Raw genomic sequence first — 21,976 nt, 5'->3', positions numbered from 1 at the left:
TCTCAAGGAACGGACGCTTCCTTCGTACTCACCCGAGAGACTCTCTCGCGGCTTTCCTCCGGGCGCTTCCCTTCGGTCTTGCGTTTCCGACTCTATCAGATCCTTTTCCGATCCGATTCCCAGTCAGCGGGAGTTGTCTTCGCGGCTGTTGGGCCGTTCCGACGAGTGAGACTTTAGCGGATTCCCCGCCCCCGACGCTAATCGGGGGCTGCGTCCTTTCGGGCGCAGATTCCTCATTTCGCAAATACGCATGCCAATGACACGACGGCAGAACGACTGTCGTCGAGTGCGGCTGGTACTTGCGGAATGGCTGTCCGGGGACCGACCGGGGTCGGCGCTCACGTCGGACAACTCGGAGAACAGTACGGACCGGGTCCAGGTGTGTCAACTTCGGCCCGGGCAGTGCAGGGGAGGCGTAGCCTGAGGTGCATGACGACGCGTACGTGCACCCAGCTGTGGTGGGCCGCCTGACGGCGGCCGTCCTCACGTATGCACTCAACGGCCGCCTCCTCGGCGGCCGTTCTTGTTTCTCCCTCCAGAACTCCGAGGGGCAGCCGGCCGGCCGAGGTGGCCGGCTCGACCAGAAGGAGAGGGAGAGATGACGCGGGTCTTCAGTGGGATCAAGCCGACCGGGCATTTGACTCTGGGGAACTACCTGGGGGCCATGCGCCGGTGGGTTGCCGTCGACCAGCACCAGGCCGAGGCGTTGTTCTGCATCGTGGATCTGCACGCGTTGACCGTCGATCATGATCCGGCGCGGGTGCGACGGCTGAGTCGGCAGGCGGCGACTTTGCTGTTGGCGACGGGGCTGGATCCGGAGCTGTGCACCGTGTTCGTACAGAGTCATGTGGATGAGCACGCGCGGCTGTCGTATGTGCTGGAGTGCGTGGCCACGGACGGCGAGATGCGGCGGATGATCCAGTACAAGGAGAAGGCCGCGCGGGAGCGGGAACGGGGCGGGAGCGTTCGGCTGTCGCTGCTGACGTATCCCGTGCTGATGGCGGCGGACATCCTGGCGTACGGGAGCGATGAGGTTCCGGTCGGGGACGATCAGGTTCAGCATGTGGAGCTGACCCGGGATCTGGCGGTGCGGTTCAACCAACGGTACGGGCATACGTTCGTGGTGCCTCGGGCGACGCGTCCGGGGGTGGCGGCTCGGGTCATGAATCTGCAGGAGCCGACGTCGAAGATGGGGAAGAGCGACGACTCGGGGCCGGGGATCGTCTATCTGCTGGATGAGCCGGACGTGGTGCGCAAGAAGGTCATGCGGGCCGTGACCGACAGTGGGCGGGATGTCGTGTACGACCGGGAGGCACGGCCGGGTGTCGCGAATCTGTTGGAGATCCTCGCGGCGTGCACGGGTGGGAACCCATCGGACCTGAGCGGTGTATATGAGTCGTACGGCGCCTTGAAGACGGACACCGCGGAGGCTGTGGTCGAGGTCTTGAGGCCCGTGCAGGAGAGGCACAGGGAGCTGTGCGCGGATCCTGGCTTTGTGGAGGGGGTGCTGCGGGATGGTGCTGAGAGGGCGCGGGCGATGGCGCGGCCGACGGTTGATGCCGCGTATCGGGCGATCGGGCTGTTGCCGGCCGTTGCCGCGGAGACCGTGATGGACGTGGCTGCCGGATAGGGGTGGCGGGTCGCCGCCCCCGGGCGGGCGGGGGCGGCGGGGCGTCAGCTGTTGTTGCCGGAGGCCAGTTCGCGGCTGCGGTCGCGGGCGGCTTCGAGGGCGGCGATGAGAGCGGCTCGTACGCCGTGGTTCTCGAGTTCGCGGATGGCGTTGATGGTCGTGCCCGCGGGGGAGGTGACGTTTTCGCGGAGCTTGACCGGGTGTTCGCCGCTGTCGCGGAGCATGGTGGCGGCGCCGATCGCGGACTGGACGATCAGGTCGTGGGCCTTGTCGCGGGGCAGGCCGAGGAGGATGCCGGCGTCCGTCATGGCTTCGACCAGGTAAAAGAAGTACGCCGGGCCGGAGCCGGAGAGGGCGGTGCAGGCGTCCTGCTGGGACTCGGGGACGCGGAGCGTCTTGCCTACGGCGCCGAAGATCTCCTCGGTGTGGGCGAGGTGGTCGGCGGTGGCGTGGGTGCCGGCGGAGATGACGGACATGGCCTCGTCGACGAGGGCGGGGGTGTTCGTCATGACGCGAACGACCGGGGTGCCTTTGGCGAGGCGCTCCTCGAAGTAGGAGGTGGGGATTCCTGCGGCGCCGCTGATGACGAGGCGGTCGGCAGGGACGTGTGGGGCGAGTTCGTCGAGGAGGGTGCCCATGTCCTGCGGTTTGACCGTGAGGATCAGGGTGTCGGCGGTCTTGGCGGCTTCCGGGTTGGTGACCGCGGTGACTCCGTAGCGGGTGCGGAGTTCTTCGGCTCGCTCGGGGCGGCGGGCGGTGACCAGGAGGTCGGCCGGGGCCCAGCCGGCGCGGATCATTCCGCTGAGCAGGGCTTCGCCGATCTTGCCGGTGCCGAGGACTGCGACTTTCTGGGTCATGGCTGGGGTGCCCTCCGGGGGGTGCGTCGTCCGGGTTCATCCTCGCACCCGTGGGCGCGGGTGCGGCTTGGGTGTCCGGTGGGCGGGACGTCGGCCCCAGCCCCCTTCGGCCTGAACGGCCTCGTCCTCAAGCGCCGGACGGGCGGGGTGGGCTACGTCGTCCGGCGTCGCAGTGTTGCGGCTCCCAGGCCCAGGACCAGCAGCGCGCAGCCCGCCACGATCAGTGCGTCGCGGATGAAGTTGGCCGTCATGTCGGTGTGCTTGAGGACCTCGTTCATGCCGTCGACCGCGTAGGACATGGGGAGGACGTTGGAGATGGCTTCCAGGACGGGGTGCATGTTGTCTCGGGGGGTGAAGAGGCCGCAGAGGAGGAGTTGGGGGAAGATCACCGCCGGCATGAACTGGACGGCCTGGAATTCCGAGGACGCGAAGGCCGAGACGAAGAGGCCGAGGGCTGTGCCGAGCAGTGCGTCGAGGAGGGCTACCAGGAGGAGGAGCCAGGGGCTGCCCGTGACGTCCAGGTCGAGGAACCAGACCGCCAGACCCGTCGCGAGGACGGACTGGATGATCGCGAGGGTGCCGAAGGCCAGGGCGTAGCCCGCGATGAGGTCGCCTTTGCCGAGGGGCATGGCGAGGAGGCGTTCGAGGGTGCCCGAGGTGCGTTCGCGCAGGGTGGCGATGGACGTGACCAGGAACATCGTGATCAGGGGGAAGATCCCGAGGAGGGAGGCGCCGATGTTGTCGAAGGTGCGCGGGCTGCCGTCGAACACGTAGCGCAGCAGGAACAGCATCACGCAGGGGATCAGGATCATCATCGCGATCGTGCGCGGGTCGTGGCGGAGCTGGCGCAAGACCCGGGTCGCGGTAGCGATGGTGCGGGAGGCGTTCAGGGCGCTGGTGGGGGCGGGCCTGATCGTCGTACCGGGTGTGTCCGTCGTGCTCGCGCTCGTGCTCGTGCTCATCGTGCTGTCTCCTTCGTGCGGTCGGCCGCGACGGCCTCGTCGACGAGGTGCAGGAATGCCTCCTCGACCGTTTCGGAGTGCGTACGGGTGCGGAGGGCGTCCGGGGTGTCGTCGGCGAGGATCTCGCCCTCGCGCATCAGGAAGAGGCGGTGGCAGCGCTCGGCCTCGTCCATGACGTGGGAGGAGATGAGCAACGTCGCCCCTCGCTGCGCCGCGATGTCGTGGAAGAGGTTCCACAGGTCGCGGCGGAGGACGGGGTCCAGGCCGACCGTTGGTTCGTCGAGGACGAGGAGCTCGGGGGTGCCGAGGAGGGCCACGGCGAGGGAGACGCGGCTGCGCTGGCCGCCGGAGAGGTTGCCGGCGAGGGCGTCGGCGTGGGTGGTCAGGTCCACGTCGGCGATGGCTCGGGTGACGGTCTCGTGGCGGCGGTCCGCGGACGTGTGGCCTGGGTCGAGGATCGCGGCGAAGTAGTCGAGGTTCTGGCGGACGGTCAGGTCGTCGTAGACGGAGGGGGCTTGGGTGACGTAGCCGATGCGGGTGCGCAGGGTGGGGTGGCCGGCGGGGCGGCCGAGGACGTCGAGGGTGCCGGTGACCTTGGCCTGGGTGCCGACGATCGCTCGCATGAGGGTCGACTTGCCGCAGCCGGAGGGGCCGAGGAGGCCGGTGATCTGGCCGCGCGGGACGGTGAAGTGGAGGCCGCGCAGGACGGTACGCGGGCCGCGGACGACGGTGAGGTCTTGGGCGCGGACGGCGGAGGTGGAGGCAGAGGTGGCTGAGGTGGTGTGGGTGCGGGGCATCTCCTTGCCCTTCTTGCCGGCTTTGTTGGCTGCTTCCTTGTCGGGTGGGTCGGGCGCGTAATTCATCATATGATGAATAATCCTCTCGTGGATTGGGTGCCGTCAAGGGAGGTGCGCTTTCGGCAGCGCAGGGGCGCGACGGGGTGCTCGGAGGCGGGCGATCCGGTTCATACACCTCCGGATCACCCGATTGGCCGCATGAACCCGGCTGTCTGAGCAACTCGCCACGACGACAATGGACTTCAGCCCGCCGCGTCCTCCCCCTGCTCGGCGCCCAGGCATCTCCCGCTCACCACGTCCGCAACCGGAGGTGCTGTTCTCATGCGCTGTGCCGTAGGCAGGGCCGATCTGTTCGCGTCCCTCGTCGTGTTCCTCGTCGCGCTGCCCCTCTGTGTGGGCGTCGCCCTCGCTTCGGGTGTGCCCACCGAGCTGGGGCTGGTGACCGGGATCGTGGGCGGGCTGGTCGCCGGGGCGTTGCCCGGCAGCAGACTGCAGGTCAGCGGGCCGGCGGCGGGGCTGACCGTGTTGGTGTACGAGGCGGTGCAGAGATACGGCGTCGAGGTGCTCGGGGTGTTGGTGCTCGGGGCCGGAGTGGTGCAGGTGGGGCTGGGGGTGCTGCGGCTCGGGCGGTGGTTCCGGGCTGTGTCCACGGCCGTCGTGCAGGGGATGCTCGCCGGGATCGGGCTCGTGCTGGTCGCCGGGCAACTGTATGCCCTGGGGGATGCGGCGGCGCCGGCGAGCGGGCTCGGGAAGCTCGCCGGGCTGGTGTCGCTGCCGGGGCGGGTGGATCCGGCGGCGTTGTCAGTGGGGGCTGCCACCATTGCTGTATCGCTCTTGTGGCCCCGGTGGCGGCGGGGGGCGCGGGTGGTGCCTGCGCCGCTGGTGGCGGTGGCTCTCGCGGCCGCGGTGACCGGGGTGTTCGACCTGGATGTGCGGCGGGTCGAGGTGCGGGGGCTGGTCGATGCGGTGCGGGTGCCGGAGGGAGCGGATTTCGGGCGGCTGATGGAAGTTGGAGTGATCGGGACCGTCGTCGCCTTCGCGTTGATCGCGTCGGCGGAGTCGTTGTTCAGCGCGGCGGCGGTGGACCGGCTGCATACGGGGGCGCGGACGGATTACGACCGGGAGCTGATCGCGCAGGGGACGGGGAACGCGGTGTGCGGGGTGCTGGGGGCGCTGCCGATGACGGCGGTGATCGTGCGGAGTGCGGCGAATGTGCAGGCGGGGGCGCGGACCAAGGCCTCGCGGGTGTTGCACGGGGTCTGGTTGCTGGTGTTCACGGTGGTGGTGCCCGGGGTGCTGGGGTTGGTACCGGTTGCGGCGCTGGCGGGGCTGCTGGTGCTTGCCGGGTGCAAGCTCGTGCCGGTGCATGAGGCGCGGGAGTTGTGGCGTGGGCATCGGGGGGAGGTGGCCGTGCTGGGGGTGACTGCTGGCGCGATTGTGGTCGGGGATCTCTTCGACGGCGTGTTGGTGGGGCTGGCCCTGGCTGTGGCGAAGACCGCGTGGGACATCAGCCATGTGCATGTGGAGACCGAGGACCAAGGGGAGGCGGGGATCGTCGTACGGGTGTGGGGGCATGCGACGTTCCTGCGGCTGCCGAAGCTGCTGGACGCGTTGGAGGCGTTGCCGCGGGATCGGGAGGTGCGGCTGGAGCTGGGTGGGCTGCGGCATGTGGACCACGCGTGTGCGGCGGCCCTGGAGGGGTGGGCCGCCGCGCGCGGGCAGGCGCTGGTGGCGGAGAAAGAGGTGCGGCGTCGTGGAGCCGTCGGGGGTACGCCGTCGGGGGCTGGTGGCGAGCAGGAGTACGGCGTCGTGCAGCCGGCGAGCGGGAGTGCGGCGGTGTAGAGCCGCGAGCCGCTTCTGGTTGGTGTGCGTCAGGTGTTGATGGCGACGAGCAGGTCGACGTCGTAGACCTCTTCGACGATTCCGTCGGGGAAGGTTCGCATCAGGTGCTGGCGCTCCTCGGCGAGGAACGCGGCGCTCGTCTCCTCGCCGTGGATCAGGAAGAGCGAGTGGCTGCCGATGTTGGCGAGGTGGGTGTCGATGGGGACTCGGCGGCTCCAGCGGACCTGGCGGCGGCCGAAGTCGAGGCGGCCCGTGGGATCGGCGGCCTGGGTGTCGGCTGCGGCCCCTTTCCTCTCGGCGGCGGTGTCGATGCCGAAGTGGCGGCCGATGCGGGCGGCGGCCTCGGCGATCCACGGCACGTCGAGGGCGTCGGTGTTCCACCACAGGGCGAGCGCGCCGCCCGGACGCAGGATACGGAGGGCTTCCGGGACGGCGAGGGTGGGGTCGGTCCAGTGCCAGGCCTGGGCGTAGGTGAGGAAGTCGAGGGAGGCGGTGGCCAGGGGGAGGGTGTTGCCGTTGCCCTTGAGGATCGGGATGTCGGGGTGGCTGCGGCGGAACTGGGCCGCCATGCCGTCGCCGGGCTCCACGGCGATGACGTCGGCGCCGCGGGCGTGCAGGAGGGCGGTCGCGATGCCGGTGCCGGCGCCGATGTCCGCGACCCGGGCGCCGGCAAGGGGGCGACCGGACAGGTCTTCGACTGCGTCGAAGAGGGCGGGTGGGTAGGAGGGGCGGTTGGCGGCGTACTGGGCTGCGGCGGCGTTGAAGGAGTGGGCGCGGGTGGCGTGGAAGGAAGCCGTCATACGGTCATGGTGGCGGGGGTGTGGGTCAGTGGCGGTGAGTTTTTGGTGAGAGGCGGGGGTGCCGGCGGGTTGGGCCGGGGTGGGGTGGGGGGTCCAGGCACCCCACGTTCCCGGTGACCCGGCGTGCGGGCTGGGCGGGGGTGGGTCGCGCAGCCCGGCGCTGATGGGGTGCCGCCTTCTGTGGGTCGGGAGAGCCGCCCAGCGGCACGACTGCCCCCGCAGCCTGACGACCAGCGGGGGCAGCGCGACAGCCTGACGCCGTCGGCTGACCGCAGCGGGACGGGATCGGCAGCCCGCAGCCTGACGCGGGACGGAGAGGCGGAGGCGGGGCGGCGCCCACAGCCTGACCGCCGGGCGAGGCCCTACCCCAGCTGACGCCATCGGCGGCCCGCGAGGCCTGGCACGCACCCAGAGCACACCCGCAGCGGGACAGGATCGGCAGCCCGCAGCCTGAATGGCGGGCGAGAGTAGCGCACGCTGACTGACAGCCGGGCGGGGAAGCAGAGCCCGCAGCGTGACGCGGGGCCAGGGCAACTCCCGCAGAGCCTGACGGCATCGGCGGCCGCGAGATCTGGCGTGCGACAGAGCGGTCCCGCGGCGGGGCGGGGCGGTAGCCCGCAGGCTGACGGAGGCAGTGGTTGGAGCGGCGGCGGGGTGGGGGTGAGCGGCGGTGAGCAGGTGTTGTGGGTGGGCCCGGCTCTGTGTAGTGAGCAGGCCCGGGCTATGTCTTGCGGCGCTTCTTTGATGGGTTGCGGGTGCGGCGGGTTGTGCGCTTCTCGTGTTGTTCGAGGGCGGTCTCGTATTCCTCGCGGTGGAGCTTCTCACCGGGGGCCTCGGTGAGAGAGCGGACGAAGTACGCGAGGAGGGAGCCGACGAAGCCGATGGCCAGCAGGCCGCGGAGGGAGGCCTGGCGGTCGGGGTCGGGGCGTCTGCTGAAGCCGTCCCAGGTGTGGCGGAAGGCGAGGGCGCTGCAGATCGCGAACATGGCGACGACCAGGACAGTGACGAAGCCGCCGATGGCCGCGATCTGGATGCCCTCGTAGGCGAAGCGGAGGACCAGGAGGGAGACGGCCGTGGCGGCCAGGGAGCCGACGGACGCGGCGATCCGGCGGCGTGTGTAGCCGTGGTCGTGGTTCACCCAGGTGGTGCCGAAGAAGCGGAGTGGCTCCGGGCGGGGGTCGCCGGTGGAGCCCGCGGGGGTGGGTGGGGTGGGATGTTCGTCGCTCACCCGTTGATTATCGCGCTGGGCGGCCCGCGGGCTCCGGTCGGGATCAGAGACGATCAGACGGAACAGCGCGGGCGGATGTAGCCGTCGCTGCCCGTGTTCACGTAGGCGTCCGAGACGTACTCGCCGTTGTCGATGTTGTCCCAGATGCTCGACGTGCCGTACGGACCCGTCACCCTCGTCCCCGGTGCCTGGCAGAAGATCGGGACCCTGGCGCCCTCGGGCAGGACGCGGACGACGGTGTAGTTGGTGCCGGGACCGCTGCGGACGTTGAGGCGTACGCCCGGCGCGACGGAGTAGTAGCGCAGGGCCGTGGTGGTGACGGCCTCTGCTTCGGTACCCGCAGCCTCTTCGGTTCTCTCTTCGACACGGTCAACAGACATGAAACCTCCCCCGTTTGACCCCATGACTGCCATGGGATCCCGTTGATTCCCCCGAATCACGCCATGAAACACATGTCCGTGATTCGTACAGAGAGGCTAGCAAGCCGCCTCTGCCTCGTACGAGTCATCGACTAGGCTCCGTGCGTCGCGCGCGCGGACGTAGAGCACGGGGGTGGTTCCATGGCGCCACAGCGCAACACCGGAGCGGGCGCGGAAGCGGAACTTCCCGAATACGCCGGTCACTACCGCCTGCAGTCGTGTCTGGGCTCCGGCGGCATGGGAGTGGTGCACCTCGCCCGGAGCACTTCGGGGATGAAGGTCGCGGTGAAGGTCGTCCATGCCGAGTTCGCCAGGGATCCCGAGTTCAGGGGGCGGTTCCGGCAGGAGGTGGGCGCGGCCAGGCGGGTGAGCGGTGCCTTCACCGCGCCTGTCGTCGACGCCGATCCGGAGGCCGAACGGCCCTGGATGGCCACCCTGTTCATCCCCGGGCCGACCCTCTCCGATCACGTGAAGCGGAACGGTCCCATGGCCGCGGACCAGTTGCGCCGCCTGATGGCCGGACTGGCCGAGGCGCTGCGCGACATCCACCGGGTCGGCGTGGTGCACCGGGACCTCAAGCCGAGCAATGTGCTGCTCGCCGAGGACGGGCCCAAGGTCATCGACTTCGGCATTTCTCGGCCAAAGGACAGCGAACTGCGGACCGAGACCGGGAAGTTGATCGGCACGCCGCCGTTCATGGCACCCGAGCAGTTCCGGCGACCGCGTGAGGTGGGGCCCGCCGCCGACATCTTCGCGCTCGGGTCCGTGATGGTGCACGCGGCGACGGGGCGCGGGCCGTTCGACTCCGACAGTCCGTACGTCGTCGCCTACCAGGTCGTGCACGACGAGCCCGACCTGACCGCCGTACCGGAGAACCTCGCGCCGCTCGTGCTGCGCTGTCTCGCCAAGGAGCCCGAGGACCGGCCCACGCCGGACGAGTTGATGCGGGAGCTGCGGTCGGTGGCGGCCTCGTACGACACGCAGGCGTTCATACCGGCGCAGCGGACGGTGGATGCGCCCGAGCCGGAGGCCGAGCCCGAGCCCGAGCCACGTGCCGAGGCGCCCGCACCGCGGCCCAAGAGACGCCTGGGCAGACCGGTGGCTCTCGGGGCCGGGGCGTTGGGTCTCGCCGCGATCGTCACGCTGGCCGCGGTGCAGCTGACGGGCGACCCCGGCAGCACGTCGAAGAGCGGGCCCACACCGCCCGCCATCTCGGCCGGGTTCAGTCCGTGGGAGGCGACGCCGGCGCCCAAGGGCGAGAAGGGGACGCCCCAGTGCTCGTACGGGGCGGGGAAGCTGCTCTGTGCGCGGTCCGGGCTGGTCTTCGCCCTCGATCCGTCCGACGGCCGCCTGCTGTGGCGGCACACCGTCACCGAGGCGCGCAGCGCACAGCCGGTGCTGTCGGGCGGTCTCGTACAGCCCGCGCTGGACCGGAGCCGGCGCCTGGAGGCGCTCGATCCCGCTTCGGGCCGGATGCGTTGGCGGCAGGACGTACCCGCGTACAGCGGGCTGGCGTACGCGGCGGGCGCGCTGCTGCTCACCGGCGTCGACGGCACGGTCACCGGTGTGGACAGCGCCTCCGGCGACACGAAGTGGAGCCACCGGATACCGGGGCACGAAGCGCCGTACTTCGTCTCCTTCCCCGGAGATCCGCTGGCGTACACGACGAGCACGTCCGCCGACGGGACGAGCACGCGGGTCACCGCGGTGGACCCGGACACGGGTGACGTGCGGTGGGACGCACAGCTCAAGGGGAGGCTGAAGCCGGTCGGTACGGCGGGCGGGGCGGTCTTCTTCGTCTCCGTCGACGCGGTCTACGGGGACGCGAGGGCCGTGGTGCGCTACACACCGGACGACGGGGCATCGCGGCGGGTGACGCTGCCCCTTCCGCTGGCACAGGCGGATGGCACCGTACGCGGGAACCTGGTGTATCTCATGGGGTCCGGCGGATCGCTGGTGGCCGTCGACATGGCCGCGGGTGAGCAGCGGTGGCGCCTGGAGACGGCCGTGACCCGGGGATCGGAACCGGTCTCCGATGGGCGGCATGTGTACGTCACCGCCCCCGACGGGCGGCTGCTCGCCGTGGATGCCCGTGACGGCAGGCTCGTCGGGCAGACACCACCGCGGTTCGCCAAGAACGCGGACCAGGTCGCCGGTACGGTGCCGACGCCCGTGATCGCCGACGGTCACGTGTACGCGGGGGCCCCTGACGGGACGGTCTTCGGCGTGAGCGGAAGTGACCCGTCCGCCTGGTCACACTGATGACACCGGTGACACGCGAAGGGGCCGCCCCCGAAGGGACGGCCCCTTTACGAAACCCTCAGCCCAGCCTGCTGACGTCCCGCACGGCGCCCTTGTCCGCGCTGGTCGCCATCGCCGCGTACGCCCGGAGGGCCGCCGAGACCTTCCGGTCCCGGTTCTGAGGGGCGTACACCCCGCCCAGCGCCTGCTCGCGGCGCGCCAGCTCGGCCTCGTCGACCAGCAGGTCGATCGTGCGGTTGGGGATGTCGATGCGGATGCGGTCACCGTCCTGGACGAGGGCGATGGTGCCGCCGGAGGCCGCCTCCGGGGAGGCGTGGCCGATGGACAGGCCCGAGGTGCCGCCGGAGAAGCGGCCGTCCGTGATCAGGGCGCAGGTCTTGCCGAGGCCGCGGCCCTTGAGGAAGGACGTGGGGTAGAGCATCTCCTGCATGCCGGGGCCGCCCTTGGGGCCCTCGTAGCGGATGACGACGACGTCACCGTCGGTGACCTGTTTGTTGAGGATCTTCTCGACGGCCTCTTCCTGCGACTCGCAGACCACCGCCGGGCCCTCGAAGGTCCAGATCGACTCGTCGACGCCGGCCGTCTTCACCACGCAGCCGTCGACCGCCAGGTTGCCCTTGAGGACCGCGAGGCCGCCGTCCTTGGAGTAGGCGTGCTCAACGCTCCGGATGCAGCCGCCTTCGGCGTCCTCGTCCAGCGCCTCCCAGCGCTCGGACTGGGAGAAGGCCTCGGCGGAGCGAACGCAGCCCGGGGCCGCGTGCCACAGCTCCACGGCCTCCGCGGAGGGTGAGCCGCCGCGGACGTCCCAGGTCTTCAGCCAGTCCGCCAGGGACGGGCTGTGGACCGCGTGGACGCCCTCGTTCAGCAGGCCGGCGCGGTGCAGTTCGCCGAGGAGGGCCGGGATGCCGCCGGCACGGTGCACGTCCTCCATGTAGTACGTGCGGTCCTTCGCGACGTTCGGGGCGACCTTCGCCAGGCAGGGCACGCGGCGCGAGACGTCGTTGATCTCCTCCAGGCCGAAGGGGACGCCCGCCTCCTGGGCCGCCGCCAGCAGGTGCAGGATCGTGTTCGTCGAGCCGCCCATCGCGATGTCCAGGGCCATCGCGTTCTCGAAGGCGGAGAAGGTGGCGATGTTGCGCGGCAGGACCGTCTCGTCGTCCTGCTCGTAGTAGCGGCGGGTGATGTCCATGACCGTGCGGGCCGCGTCGACATACAGCTGCTTGCGGGCCGTGTGGGTGGCCAGGACCGAGCCGTTGCCGGGGAGGGACAGGCCGATGGCCTCCGTCAGGCAGTTCATCGAGTTGGCGGTGAACATGCCGGAGCAGGAGCCGCAGGTCGGACAGGCGTTCTCCTCGATACGGAGGATGTCCTCGTCGGAGATCTTGTCGTTCACGGCGTCGGAGATCGCGTCGACCAGGTCGAGCGTGCGGACCGTGCCGTCGACGAGGGTGGCGCGGCCGGACTCCATCGGGCCGCCGGAGACGAAGACCGTCGGGATGTTCAGGCGCAGGGCCGCCATCAGCATGCCCGGGGTGATCTTGTCGCAGTTGGAGATGCAGACCAGGGCGTCGGCGCAGTGCGCCTCGACCATGTACTCCACGCTGTCCGCGATCAGGTCGCGGGAGGGGAGGGAGTACAGCATGCCGCCGTGGCCCATCGCGATGCCGTCGTCGACGGCGATCGTGTTGAACTCGCGCGGGATGCCGCCGGCCTCGACGATCGCCTCGCTGACGATCCGGCCCACCGGCTGCAGGTGGGTGTGGCCCGGCACGAACTCGGTGAAGCTGTTGGCGACCGCGATGATCGGCTTGCGGCCGATGTCCGCACCGGGTACACCGGAGGCGCGCATTAGGGCGCGGGCGCCCGCCATGTTGCGGCCGTGGGTGACTGTGCGGGACCTCAGCTCGGGCATCGTCGCTCGCTCCTTCAGAGACAGCTGTCAGAGATTTCGGGAGTTCTGGGATTTCGGGAGTTCTGGGATTTCTGACTGAGTCGAGCGTACGCCGGTTGCTCCAAGGGGCGGACACCTTGTCCGGAATGCGGGATGTACATCTCATCCAGGTGGCGGCTTGGATCAAGGGCCGGTGAGATGCCCCTGCACCACCGGCGCCACCCGCGCGATGAGCTGCTCCACGTCCGCCGAGGCCAGGGGCTCCACCTTGATCACGTACCGGAGCATGGCGATCCCCACGAGCTGCGCCGCCGCGAGCTCGGCGCGCAGCTCCGCGTCCGGGGCGTCGAGCTCCCCGGCGATGCGGCGCAGCAGCTGCGTGGAGACCAGGCGGCGGAAGACGGCGGCCGCGCTCTCGTTGTTGAAGGCCGAGCGGACGATCGCGAGCAGCGGGGTCCGGGTGACGGGGTTCTCCCAGAGGCCGAAGATGGTGCGGGTCATGCGCTCGCCGACGTCGTCGAGAGGGCCCTCCACGACGGCGTCCCGCACCTTCAGCGCGGGCGCGAAGGCCACCTCGACGGCCGCCTCGAAGACCTGCTCCTTGGTGCCGAAGTAGTGGTGGACCAGGGCCGAGTCCACACCGGCCGCCTTCGCGATGCCGCGTACGGACGTCTTCTCGTAGCCACGCTCGGAGAACTCCTCGCGGGCCGCGGTCAGGATGCGGTCGCGGGTGTCGGCGGATTCCGTACGAGGGGGCCGGCCCCGCCTGCGCGCAGTGGCGTCGCTCACCGCCGGGGCACCTTCACCGCTGAGGCCAGGTGCAGGCGCGTGAAGGCGAGGGCCTCGGCGAGGTCGGCCTCGCGTTCGGCGCTCGACATCGCCCGGCGGGTGTTGACCTCGATGACGACGTGGCCGTCGAAGCCGGTCAGGGCGAGACGTTCCAGCAGCTCGGCGCAGGGCTGGGTGCCGCGGCCGGGGACGAGGTGCTCGTCCTTGGCCGAGCCCCTGCCGTCGGCGAGGTGGACGTGGCCGAGGCGGCCGCCCATCCGGTCGACCATCTCGAGCGCGTCGGAGCGGGCCGTGGCCGTGTGGCTGAGATCGATCGTGAAGTGGCGGTAGTCCTCCTTCGTGACGTCCCAGTCGGGGGCGTAGGCGAGCATCTCGCGGTCGCGGTAGCGCCAGGGGTACATGTTCTCGACGGCGAACCGCACATCTGTCTCGTTCGCCATGCGCCAGATTCCGGTGACGAAGTCGCGGGCGTACTGGCGCTGCCAGCGGAAGGGCGGGTGGACGACGACCGTGGTCGCGCCGAGCTTCTCGGCGGCCGCCTGGGCGCGCTGGAGCTTGACCCAGGGGTCGGTGGACCACACGCGCTGCGTGATGAGCAGGCAGGGGGCGTGTACGGCCAGGATCGGGATCTGGTGGTAGTCGCTGAGTCTGCGCAGCGCCTCGATGTCCTGGCTGACGGGGTCGGTCCACACCATGACCTCGACGCCGTCGTACCCGAGACGCGCGGCGATCTCAAAGGCCGTCGCCGTCGTCTCCGGATAGACGGAGGCCGTGGACAGGGCGACCTTCGCATCCGGGATGCGGACTGGTTCCACCACGGGGAACAGAGTACGGGGTGCCTCCGGCGGTTGGGCGGGGGCCTGTTCGCCGTTGTGGTTTTTGCCACGGTCGGGTGCGGGTTGTATGTGGTTGATCCCGCAGTTCCCCGCGCCCCTGGGTCTCTACACCGAGCCCATGTGATCCAGTCGCCGTAGGATCACACCCTCCCTCAGGGCCCATGGGCAGATTTCCACGCTCTCCACACCGAAGAGGTCCATGGCGCCCTCGGCGACCAGGGCGCCGGCGAGGAGCTGGCCGGCTCTGCCCTCCGAGACGCCCGGCAGCTCGGCTCGCTCGTCCGTCGTCATGCCCGAGAGCCTCGGCACCCACGCCTCCAGGGACTCCCGCTTCAGTTCGCGCTGGACGTAGAGGCCCTCGGCGGAGCGGGCGGCGCCGGCCAGGCGGGCCAGTTGCTTGAGGGTCTTGGACGTGGCGACCACGTGGTCGGGGGCGCCGAAGCGGCTGAACTCGCCGACCGTACGGGCGATCTGGGCCCGGACGTGCCGTCGTAGTGCCCTTATGTCCTCCGGGGCCGGTGGGTCGCCGGGCAGCCAGGACGCGGTCAGGCGGCCCGCGCCGAGCGGCAGCGACACCGCCGCGTCGGGTTCCTCGTCGATGCCGTAGGCGATCTCCAGGGAGCCGCCGCCGATGTCGAGGACGAGCAGCTTGCCCGCGGACCAGCCGAACCAGCGGCGGGCGGCGAGGAAGGTGAGCCGGGCCTCCTCCGCGCCGGTGAGGACCTGGAGTTCGACGCCGGTTTCGGCCTGCACGCGCGCGAGGACGTCGTCGGCGTTGGTGGCCTCCCGTACGGCGGAGGTCGCGAACGGCAGCAGGTCCTCGACGCCCTTGTCCTCGGCGGCCTGGAGCGCCTCCTGGACGACCGTGATCAGTTTCTCGACCCCGTCGGGGCCGATCGCCCCGTCGTCGTCGAGAAGTTGGGCCAGGCGCAGCTCCGCCTTGTGCGAGTGCGCGGGCAGCGGGCGCGCGCCCGGGTGCGCATCCACCACCAGCAGATGCACCGTGTTCGATCCCACGTCGAGGACACCGAGTCTCATGGACGGAACGCTACTGCCACCTGCGCCGTCAGCGGCCCCCGGAGCTGGTTCTTGACCTGCCCCTGACACTGTGCCTGGTCCGGCCTCGGGCGACTTACCCTGGACGGGTGCCAAAGACGAAAAAGGCGAAGGACGAAAAGGCGGCCAAGACGCCCAAGAAGACCAAAACGGTCGAGGGTTCTTCGCAGGCGAAAGCACCGAAGAAGTCGAAGCGGGCCGGGGAGGCCGACGAGAAGGGGCTCGACTTCGCGCGCGCGTGGGTGGAATTCCCTGATCCGGCGGACGACGAGCAGGTCTTCCGATGCGATCTGACCTGGCTGACCTCGCGTTGGAACTGCATCTTCGGCAGCGGCTGCCAGGGCATCCAGGCGGGCCGCGCGGACGACGGCTGCTGCACCCTGGGCGCTCACTTCTCCGACGAGGACGACGAGAAGCGGGTCGCCGAGCATGTGGCCAGGCTCACTCCGGACATCTGGCAGCACCACGACGAGGGCCTGCGGAGCGGCTGGATCTCACAGGACGAGGACGGCGACCGGCAGACCCGCCCCTATCAGGGCTCGTGCATCTTCCAGAACCGGCCCGGGTTCGCGGGTGGCGCGGGCTGCTCGCTGCACATCCTCGCCCTGAAGGAGGGCCGCGAGCCGCTGGAGACCAAGCCGGACGTCTGCTGGCAGCTGCCGGTGCGGCGCACGTACGAGTGGATCGACCGGCCCGACGACACGCGCGTGCTCCAGGTGTCGATCGGTGAGTACGACCGCCGGGGCTGGGGCCCGGGCGGACACGACCTGCACTGGTGGTGCACGTCGGCGACCTCGGCGCACGGCGCGGGCGATCCGGTGTACGTCTCCTACCGGCCGGAGCTGATCGAGCTGATGGGCAAGGCGGGGTACGACCGCCTGGTCGAGCTGTGCGAGGAGCGGCTGGCCTCGCAGCTGCCGCTGCTGGCACCGCATCCGGCGGATCCCGTGGACTGACCCGCGTTCTACGAGTTCCTACGTGCTCGACGGGCTCGGGTCGTCGGCCTCGGTGGGCGGCGGTGTCGAGCCGCCCGAGTCGGCCGGCGTGGGATCGGTGGGCGAGGGGTCGGTGGGCGAGGGGTCGGTGGGTGTGGGCTCCGGGTCGGGAGACGGGGGCGGGTCGCTCGGGGTGGGGTTCGTGGGGTTCGTCGGCGGCGGGGTCGTCGGGTCCGGGTCGGACGGGGGCGGGGTGCTGGGGCTGCCGGGACCGGGGTGGTGGCCGTGCCCGGGGCCGGGATCGGAGGGGCTGGGTGCGGTGCCGTAGCCCTCGATGGTGACGACGGCGCCGGCCGGTGCGATCGCCACCTGTGCGGTCCAGGGCCCGGACGGCTCGCGCAGAGGGTCGACGTACACCTTGATCGTCAACGACTCGCCCGGCAGGAGCGTTCCCGACGACTGGCTGAAGTAGAGCCAGGAGACCGCCGTGCTCGCGGACCAGCGCACCGGCGCGGAGCCGGTCGCGGTGAGGGTGACGAGCGTGGTGTCGCCCCTGTTGCCGGCCGCCACCTCCAGGTGCCCGGCGCCCTTCCGGCCGGCGCCGGTGACACTGACGACCTCCACGGAGACATCGGATTTGCCGCCTTTGGTGAAGCGGCCGCCGGGGCGGAGGCTGGCGTTGCCGGCGTTCTCGTAATACCCGCCGTCCACCGCTTCGCCGTCGAGCATGCCGGGGCCGGTCACCTCGCCGGCGCTGGCGGAGTGACCGTCGGTGCCCTCGCCGGTCGGTGTGCCCCGGTAGGCGGCCCACAGGGCGAGCACGGGGGCGGCCACGACGGTGGCGACGACGGTCGTGGTGACGGCACGCGCGCGTAGGCGGTCTCTTCGGGCGGCGCGGTCCTTGGGGTCCACCGGGAAGCCGCGCCGGTCGAAGCGGGGCGCGGTGCCTCGCGCGCGCGGGCCGTGTGCCATGGCGACGTGCAGGGCGGCGCGGGGCGCGTCGAGAACGGGCAGCTCGGCGGGGGTGACGGCGGCGCCGGGCCAGCGGCCGGGGACCGCGCGTTCGGCGGTACGGCGGCAGCGCGGACAGTCGTCGACGTGCCGGACGAGCTCGCGGCGCAGGGTCGCGCTGAGCACGAGCTGGTTGTCGCCGGTGAGGCGGGCCACACTCGGGCAGCTGCCGGTCTCGACGACGGCGAGGGCCGCGCGGGTGCGCTCGACCTCGCAGGCGGCGGAGGCGAGCAGTTCGCGGGCGGCGGCGAGGTCCATCCCGAGGACGGCGGCCACCTCGTGGACGGCGAGGTGGTGGCGCACGGCGAGCTCGAGCGCCTCGCGCTGTTCCGGGGTGGTGCCTGCGGCCTCCGGCCAGGCGAGCAGGGCCAGTTCGCCCCGGCGCTGCTCCTGGACCTCCTCGGAGTCCGGCGGCGTGGCGGGCTGCGCGGCCTGGCGCCGGTCGGCGCTGCCGCGGCCCGCCGCGTGCGTGGCCTGACGTTTCTGCTTGGCCTCGGCCAGCTTGCGCAGGCACGCCCAGCGGGCCAGCGCGTACAGCCACGCCCTGCGGTCCCCTGCCGCGTCCGGGCCGCGGCGCTTCTCGGCGAGGGCGAGGGCGTCGCACAGGGCGGCGGCGGCCGCGTCGTGGTCGCACAGCACGGACAGGCAGTAGGTGAACAGGCCGTCCAGGTACGGCTCGTAGCGCGCGGGCGTGCGCTGCGCCAGGGTGCGCGCCGCCGCGCGGTCACGGCCCTCCCGGTGCGCCCTGTGTGCGCCGGTGGAGCGGGTCGAGGTCTCCGGACTGCTGCTCATCATCCGTGGACGGTAGGCGGCTCCGGACCAGCCCTTCTCCCTCGTCGCACGCATTTACTCCGTACGGGTGAAACGATCCCTCATAAGGGGACAGGAACGCCGGATTCCGCGGCTCGTTCGAGTCGGGTGGGGCTGATTCGCACGGGGTGAACGGGGTCCGTGGGGCCGCCGGGTCCTGCGGGGTGGCCGGGTCGTGACCGGGTCGTGGCCCGCGTTGTCGGTGGTCGCGGTTACGGTTTCCGCATGGCTGCCCGTACGAAGACCGCCAAGGACCGACCGTCCTACCGCTGCACCGAATGCGGCTGGCAGACGGCGAAGTGGCTCGGCCGCTGCCCCGAGTGCCAGGCATGGGGGACGGTCGAGGAGTACGGCGCGCCCGCTGTCCGTACGACGACGCCGGGGCGCGTCACCAGCTCCGCCCTGCCCATCGGCCAAGTCGACGGCCGTCAGGCCACCGCCCGCTCCACCGGCGTGCCCGAGCTGGACCGGGTGCTCGGCGGGGGGCTGGTGCCCGGTGCGGTGGTCCTCGTCGCGGGCGAGCCCGGCGTCGGCAAGTCCACCCTGCTCCTGGACGTGGCTGCCAAGGCGGCGAGTGACGAACACCGCACGCTCTATGTGACCGGCGAGGAGTCGGCGAGCCAGGTCCGGCTGCGCGCAGACCGGATCAAGGCCATCGACGACCACCTGTATCTCGCCGCCGAGACGGATCTGGCGACCGTGCTCGGCCACTTGGACGCGGTGAAGCCGTCCCTGCTGATCCTCGACTCCGTGCAGACGGTGGCCTCCCCGGAGATCGACGGCGCCCCCGGCGGCATGGCACAGGTGCGCGAGGTGGCGGGGGCGCTGATCCGGGCCTCCAAGGAGCGTGGGATGTCCACCCTCCTTGTGGGCCATGTCACCAAGGACGGCGCCATCGCGGGCCCGCGCCTGCTGGAGCACCTCGTGGACGTCGTCCTGCACTTCGAGGGCGACCGGCACGCACGCCTCAGGCTCGTGCGGGGCGTCAAGAACCGCTACGGCACCACGGACGAGGTCGGCTGCTTCGAACTGCACGACGAGGGCATCACCGGCCTCACCGACCCGAGCGGCCTGTTCCTGACCCGGCGTGCCGAGCCGGTGCCCGGCACCTGTCTGACCGTCACCCTGGAAGGCCGCCGCCCCCTGGTGGCCGAGGTCCAGGCGCTCACCGTCGACTCCCAGATCCCCAGCCCCCGGCGGACCACGTCCGGCCTGGAGACCTCCCGCGTCTCGATGATGCTGGCGGTCCTGGAGCAGCGCGGACGGATCAGCGCCCTGGGTAAAAGGGACATCTACTCCGCGACGGTCGGCGGTGTGAAGTTGTCGGAGCCGGCCGCGGATCTGGCCGTCGCCCTCGCCCTGGCGAGTGCGGCGAGCGACACACCTCTGCCCAAGAACCTCGTCGCGATCGGCGAAGTGGGCCTCGCGGGCGAGGTGAGACGGGTCACGGGCGTGCAGCGCCGGCTCGCCGAAGCCCACCGTCTGGGCTTCACTCACGCCCTGGTACCGGGCGATCCGGGCAAGATCCCGGCAGGCATGAAGGTTCTGGAAGTCGCGGACATAGGGGACGCCCTGAGGGTCCTTCCGCGCTCGCGTCGTAGAGAGGCCCCACGGGACGAGGAGGACCGCCGGTAGACTTTGCCCTGGTCTCGCCCGTCCGTACGAACCACGTGTGCGAGACGGGAGCGACCCAGAACCTGCGACCGGAGGAGTGCAGTGGCAGCCAACGACCGGGCAGCAGCTCCCGGAAAGTCCGGTGGGAGTTCCGGTGCCGATGGCCTGATGCGCGCCTCACTGAGCGCCGTGGCACCCGGCACTCCCCTGCGCGACGGCCTTGAGCGAGTCCTGCGCGGCAACACCGGCGGCCTCATCGTGCTCGGCTCCGACAAGACGGTCGAAACGATGTGTACGGGCGGATTCGTCCTGGATGTCGAGTTCACCGCGACGCGCCTGCGAGAGCTGTGCAAGCTGGACGGCGGCATCGTGCTGTCCTCCGACCTGTCGAAGATCCTCCGGGCGGGTGTCCAGCTGCTCCCCGACCCGACGATCCCGACGGAGGAGACGGGCACGCGGCACCGCACGGCGGACCGGGTCAGCAAGCAGGTCGGCTTCCCCGTCGTCTCCGTCTCCCAGTCCATGCGCCTGATCGCGCTGTACGTCGACGGCCACCGCCGCGTCCTGGAGGACTCCGCCGCGATCCTGTCCCGCGCCAACCAGGCCCTGGCGACCCTGGAGCGGTACAAGCTCCGCCTCGACGAGGTCGCGGGCACACTGTCCGCGCTGGAGATCGAGGACCTGGTGACCGTCCGGGACGTGTCGGCCGTGGCCCAGCGCCTGGAGATGGTGCGCCGTATCGCCACGGAGATCGCCGAGTACGTGGTGGAGCTCGGCACCGACGGGCGTCTTCTGGCCCTCCAGCTCGACGAGTTGATCGCGGGCGTGGAGCCCGAGCGCGAGCTGGTCGTCCGGGACTACGTCCCCGAGCCCACGGCCAAGCGCTCCCGCACGGTCGAGGAAGCTTTGTCCGAGCTCGACGCCCTCACCCACGCGGAGCTCCTCGAACTGCCGACGGTGGCACGGGCGTTGGGCTACACCGGCTCGCCGGAGACGCTGGACTCGGCGGTGTCGCCGCGCGGCTTCCGGCTGCTGGCGAAAGTACCGAGGCTGCCGGGAGCGATCATCGACCGGCTGGTGGAACACTTCGGCGGTCTGCAGAAGCTGCTCGCCGCCAGCGTGGACGACCTGCAGACGGTGGACGGGGTCGGGGAGGCCCGGGCGCGGAGCGTGCGGGAGGGGCTGTCTCGACTGGCGGAGAGCTCCATCCTCGAGCGGTACGTCTAGGTCTGCGTCTGCGGCCTGTGCGGCCTGGCTGTGGGCACCAACGCCGGGTGCCCAGCCAAGCAACAGCACCTTGCCAACGGCTAGTCGCTGTCCAGCACGAACGACGCCTGCGCCGTCCCGAACCCGGGTGTCTTCGCCTCCACCAGATACGTCCCCGCCCCGGCCGACCCCGCCGGAGGCGTCGCGCACTGGGGAGCGCTCGGCTTGCGGTCCCACGGCACGCTGTACGTGATGCTGCTGCCGGCAGGCACCCGGAACACCAGGCTGTCGGAGACCTTGGGGCAGTCCGCGGAGGACCAGTAGTCGTCGTCGGCACCGGCCCGAGTGATCGTCAACACCGCGTTCTTCGGCCCGAGATCGACCTTGCAGTCGTTGGCGGAGGAGTTCTTCGCGGTCAGCTCCAGCGTGGGCGTCTGGCCGGGCGAGTACCTGTTGTGCAGGCTGCCTACGGTCAACTGCACGATGCTCGCGGTGCAGTTGGGCAGCGGTGAGCTCGCCGGGAGCGTGTCGCCCGTACCGACGCCTCCGCCCGCGCCGCCCTCCGTGCCGCCTCCGGCGGAACCGCCGCCGTCCGTGCCGCCGGAGCCGGAGCCACCGGAGCCGTCCCCCGACCCGGGGCCCGTACCACCGCCGCCGGACCCGGACCCCGATCCGCCGGAGCTCCCGCCGCTCGACTCGTCGCGTCCGCCCGGCGCTTGGCTGATCGCCGGTCCGGAGCCGGACGGTCCCGGTGTGATCGTCGTAGGGGAGGGATTCTTGCCGTCGGACCCGCCCGCGTCGTTCTTGTCGCCTCCGCCGCCCGAGGTGACGATCCAGGTGACCAGCAGCGCCAACAGGGCGACCACAGACACCAGTACGACCCTCCGTCGCCAGTAGATGGAGGAGGGAAGCGGCCCGACCGGATTGCGCAGAGATCCCACGGCGCAAACTGTACGAGAGATCGGCCACTTCGCAGGCCCCACCCGCCGCCACCGATCACAACTTTTCCGGATCATCATCCCGGAACCGGC

19 protein-coding genes are annotated in these 21,976 nt (G+C 70.9%); 7 read left to right on the top strand and 12 right to left on the bottom strand.

Annotated features, from left to right (window positions below):
- Positions 1-425: 425 nt before the first annotated feature.
- Together ABT063_RS22835 and trpS are read left to right on the top strand one after the other, a co-directional pair.
- Positions 426-602 carry a hypothetical protein gene (locus tag ABT063_RS22835; RefSeq protein ID WP_351059220.1) on the top strand — a complete coding sequence of 59 codons (177 nt, stop codon included), beginning with the start codon at positions 426-428 and terminating at the stop codon, positions 600-602.
- Positions 599-1,630, top strand: a complete 1,032-nt coding sequence (gene trpS / locus ABT063_RS22830; RefSeq protein ID WP_351059218.1) for a tryptophan--tRNA ligase — start codon at positions 599-601, stop codon at positions 1,628-1,630. The genes ABT063_RS22835 and trpS overlap by 4 nt, the downstream gene beginning before the upstream one ends.
- Positions 1,631-1,674: 44 nt before the next feature.
- Here trpS and proC read toward each other — a convergent pair whose 3' ends face one another.
- From proC to ABT063_RS22815, 3 genes are all read right to left on the bottom strand, one after another.
- Positions 1,675-2,487, bottom strand: a complete 813-nt coding sequence (proC, locus tag ABT063_RS22825) for a pyrroline-5-carboxylate reductase (RefSeq protein WP_351059216.1) — start codon at positions 2,485-2,487, stop codon at positions 1,675-1,677.
- A 152-nt stretch (positions 2,488-2,639) separates the two neighbouring features.
- Complete coding sequence (locus ABT063_RS22820) at positions 2,640-3,449, bottom strand: ABC transporter permease (RefSeq protein ID WP_351059214.1); 810 nt, start codon at positions 3,447-3,449, stop codon at positions 2,640-2,642.
- Positions 3,446-4,315 carry an ABC transporter ATP-binding protein gene (locus ABT063_RS22815; RefSeq protein WP_502990866.1) on the bottom strand — a complete coding sequence of 290 codons (870 nt, stop codon included), beginning with the start codon at positions 4,313-4,315 and terminating at the stop codon, positions 3,446-3,448. Before ABT063_RS22815 ends, ABT063_RS22820 begins: the two co-directional genes overlap by 4 nt.
- A 252-nt stretch (positions 4,316-4,567) precedes the next feature.
- On the opposite strand from ABT063_RS22815, the gene ABT063_RS22810 reads away from it, so the two are divergent.
- Positions 4,568-6,088 carry a SulP family inorganic anion transporter gene (locus ABT063_RS22810; protein ID WP_351059213.1) on the top strand — a complete coding sequence of 507 codons (1,521 nt, stop codon included), beginning with the start codon at positions 4,568-4,570 and terminating at the stop codon, positions 6,086-6,088.
- Between the two features lie 29 nt (positions 6,089-6,117).
- On the opposite strand, the gene ABT063_RS22805 is transcribed toward ABT063_RS22810, so the two are convergent.
- The 3 genes from ABT063_RS22805 to ABT063_RS22795 all read right to left on the bottom strand — a co-directional run bounded on the left by ABT063_RS22805 (position 6,118) and on the right by ABT063_RS22795 (position 8,496).
- Positions 6,118-6,888, bottom strand: a complete 771-nt coding sequence (locus tag ABT063_RS22805; protein WP_351059211.1) for a class I SAM-dependent methyltransferase — start codon at positions 6,886-6,888, stop codon at positions 6,118-6,120.
- Between the two features lie 721 nt (positions 6,889-7,609).
- Positions 7,610-8,116, bottom strand: a complete 507-nt coding sequence (locus ABT063_RS22800) for an EamA/RhaT family transporter (RefSeq protein WP_351059210.1) — start codon at positions 8,114-8,116, stop codon at positions 7,610-7,612.
- Positions 8,117-8,169: 53 nt separating this feature from the next.
- Complete coding sequence (locus ABT063_RS22795; RefSeq protein ID WP_351059208.1) at positions 8,170-8,496, bottom strand: SH3 domain-containing protein; 327 nt, start codon at positions 8,494-8,496, stop codon at positions 8,170-8,172.
- Between the two features lie 180 nt (positions 8,497-8,676).
- On the opposite strand from ABT063_RS22795, the gene ABT063_RS22790 reads away from it, so the two are divergent.
- On the top strand, positions 8,677-10,797 hold the full coding sequence (locus ABT063_RS22790; protein WP_351059207.1) for a serine/threonine-protein kinase: 2,121 nt from the start codon (positions 8,677-8,679) through the stop codon (positions 10,795-10,797).
- A gap of 58 nt (positions 10,798-10,855) precedes the next feature.
- Here ABT063_RS22790 and ilvD read toward each other — a convergent pair whose 3' ends face one another.
- The 4 genes from ilvD to ABT063_RS22770 form a co-directional block, all read right to left on the bottom strand.
- Complete coding sequence (gene ilvD / locus ABT063_RS22785) at positions 10,856-12,709, bottom strand: dihydroxy-acid dehydratase (RefSeq protein WP_351059206.1); 1,854 nt, start codon at positions 12,707-12,709, stop codon at positions 10,856-10,858.
- Between the two features lie 162 nt (positions 12,710-12,871).
- A complete protein-coding gene (locus tag ABT063_RS22780; RefSeq protein ID WP_351059205.1) occupies positions 12,872-13,477 on the bottom strand; it encodes a TetR/AcrR family transcriptional regulator in 606 nt (201 codons plus the stop codon).
- A complete protein-coding gene (locus tag ABT063_RS22775; protein ID WP_351059204.1) occupies positions 13,474-14,295 on the bottom strand; it encodes a sugar phosphate isomerase/epimerase family protein in 822 nt (273 codons plus the stop codon). The genes ABT063_RS22780 and ABT063_RS22775 overlap by 4 nt, the downstream gene beginning before the upstream one ends.
- Positions 14,296-14,418: 123 nt before the next feature.
- Positions 14,419-15,351, bottom strand: a complete 933-nt coding sequence (locus ABT063_RS22770; protein WP_351059203.1) for a Ppx/GppA family phosphatase — start codon at positions 15,349-15,351, stop codon at positions 14,419-14,421.
- Positions 15,352-15,458: 107 nt separating this feature from the next.
- Here ABT063_RS22770 and ABT063_RS22765 point away from each other — a divergent pair, with 107 nt between their 5' ends.
- Positions 15,459-16,325, top strand: coding sequence for a DUF3109 family protein (locus ABT063_RS22765; RefSeq protein ID WP_351059202.1), 867 nt, complete (start codon positions 15,459-15,461; stop codon positions 16,323-16,325).
- Between the two features lie 18 nt (positions 16,326-16,343).
- Here the strand turns inward: ABT063_RS22765 and ABT063_RS22760 are convergent, their stop codons facing one another.
- On the bottom strand, positions 16,344-18,110 hold the full coding sequence (locus ABT063_RS22760) for a BACON domain-containing protein (protein WP_351059201.1): 1,767 nt from the start codon (positions 18,108-18,110) through the stop codon (positions 16,344-16,346).
- 240 nt (positions 18,111-18,350) lie between these two features.
- Here ABT063_RS22760 and radA point away from each other — a divergent pair, with 240 nt between their 5' ends.
- Together radA and disA are read left to right on the top strand one after the other, a co-directional pair.
- On the top strand, positions 18,351-19,760 hold the full coding sequence (gene radA, locus ABT063_RS22755) for a DNA repair protein RadA (protein WP_351059200.1): 1,410 nt from the start codon (positions 18,351-18,353) through the stop codon (positions 19,758-19,760).
- An 81-nt stretch (positions 19,761-19,841) separates the two neighbouring features.
- Positions 19,842-20,966, top strand: coding sequence for a DNA integrity scanning diadenylate cyclase DisA (gene disA / locus ABT063_RS22750; protein WP_124440171.1), 1,125 nt, complete (start codon positions 19,842-19,844; stop codon positions 20,964-20,966).
- A gap of 80 nt (positions 20,967-21,046) precedes the next feature.
- Here disA and ABT063_RS22745 read toward each other — a convergent pair whose 3' ends face one another.
- Entirely contained in the window at positions 21,047-21,886 is an 840-nt protein-coding gene (locus ABT063_RS22745) for a hypothetical protein (RefSeq protein ID WP_351059199.1), read from the bottom strand.
- Between the last annotated feature and the right edge of the window lie 90 nt (positions 21,887-21,976).

Source organism: Streptomyces sp. NPDC002838 (assembly GCF_040295365.1).
Taxonomy (GTDB): Bacteria; Actinomycetota; Actinomycetes; order Streptomycetales; family Streptomycetaceae; genus Streptomyces.
Note: the sequence above shows the minus strand (reverse complement) of the source record. Positions and strands in the feature narration are given on the sequence as shown.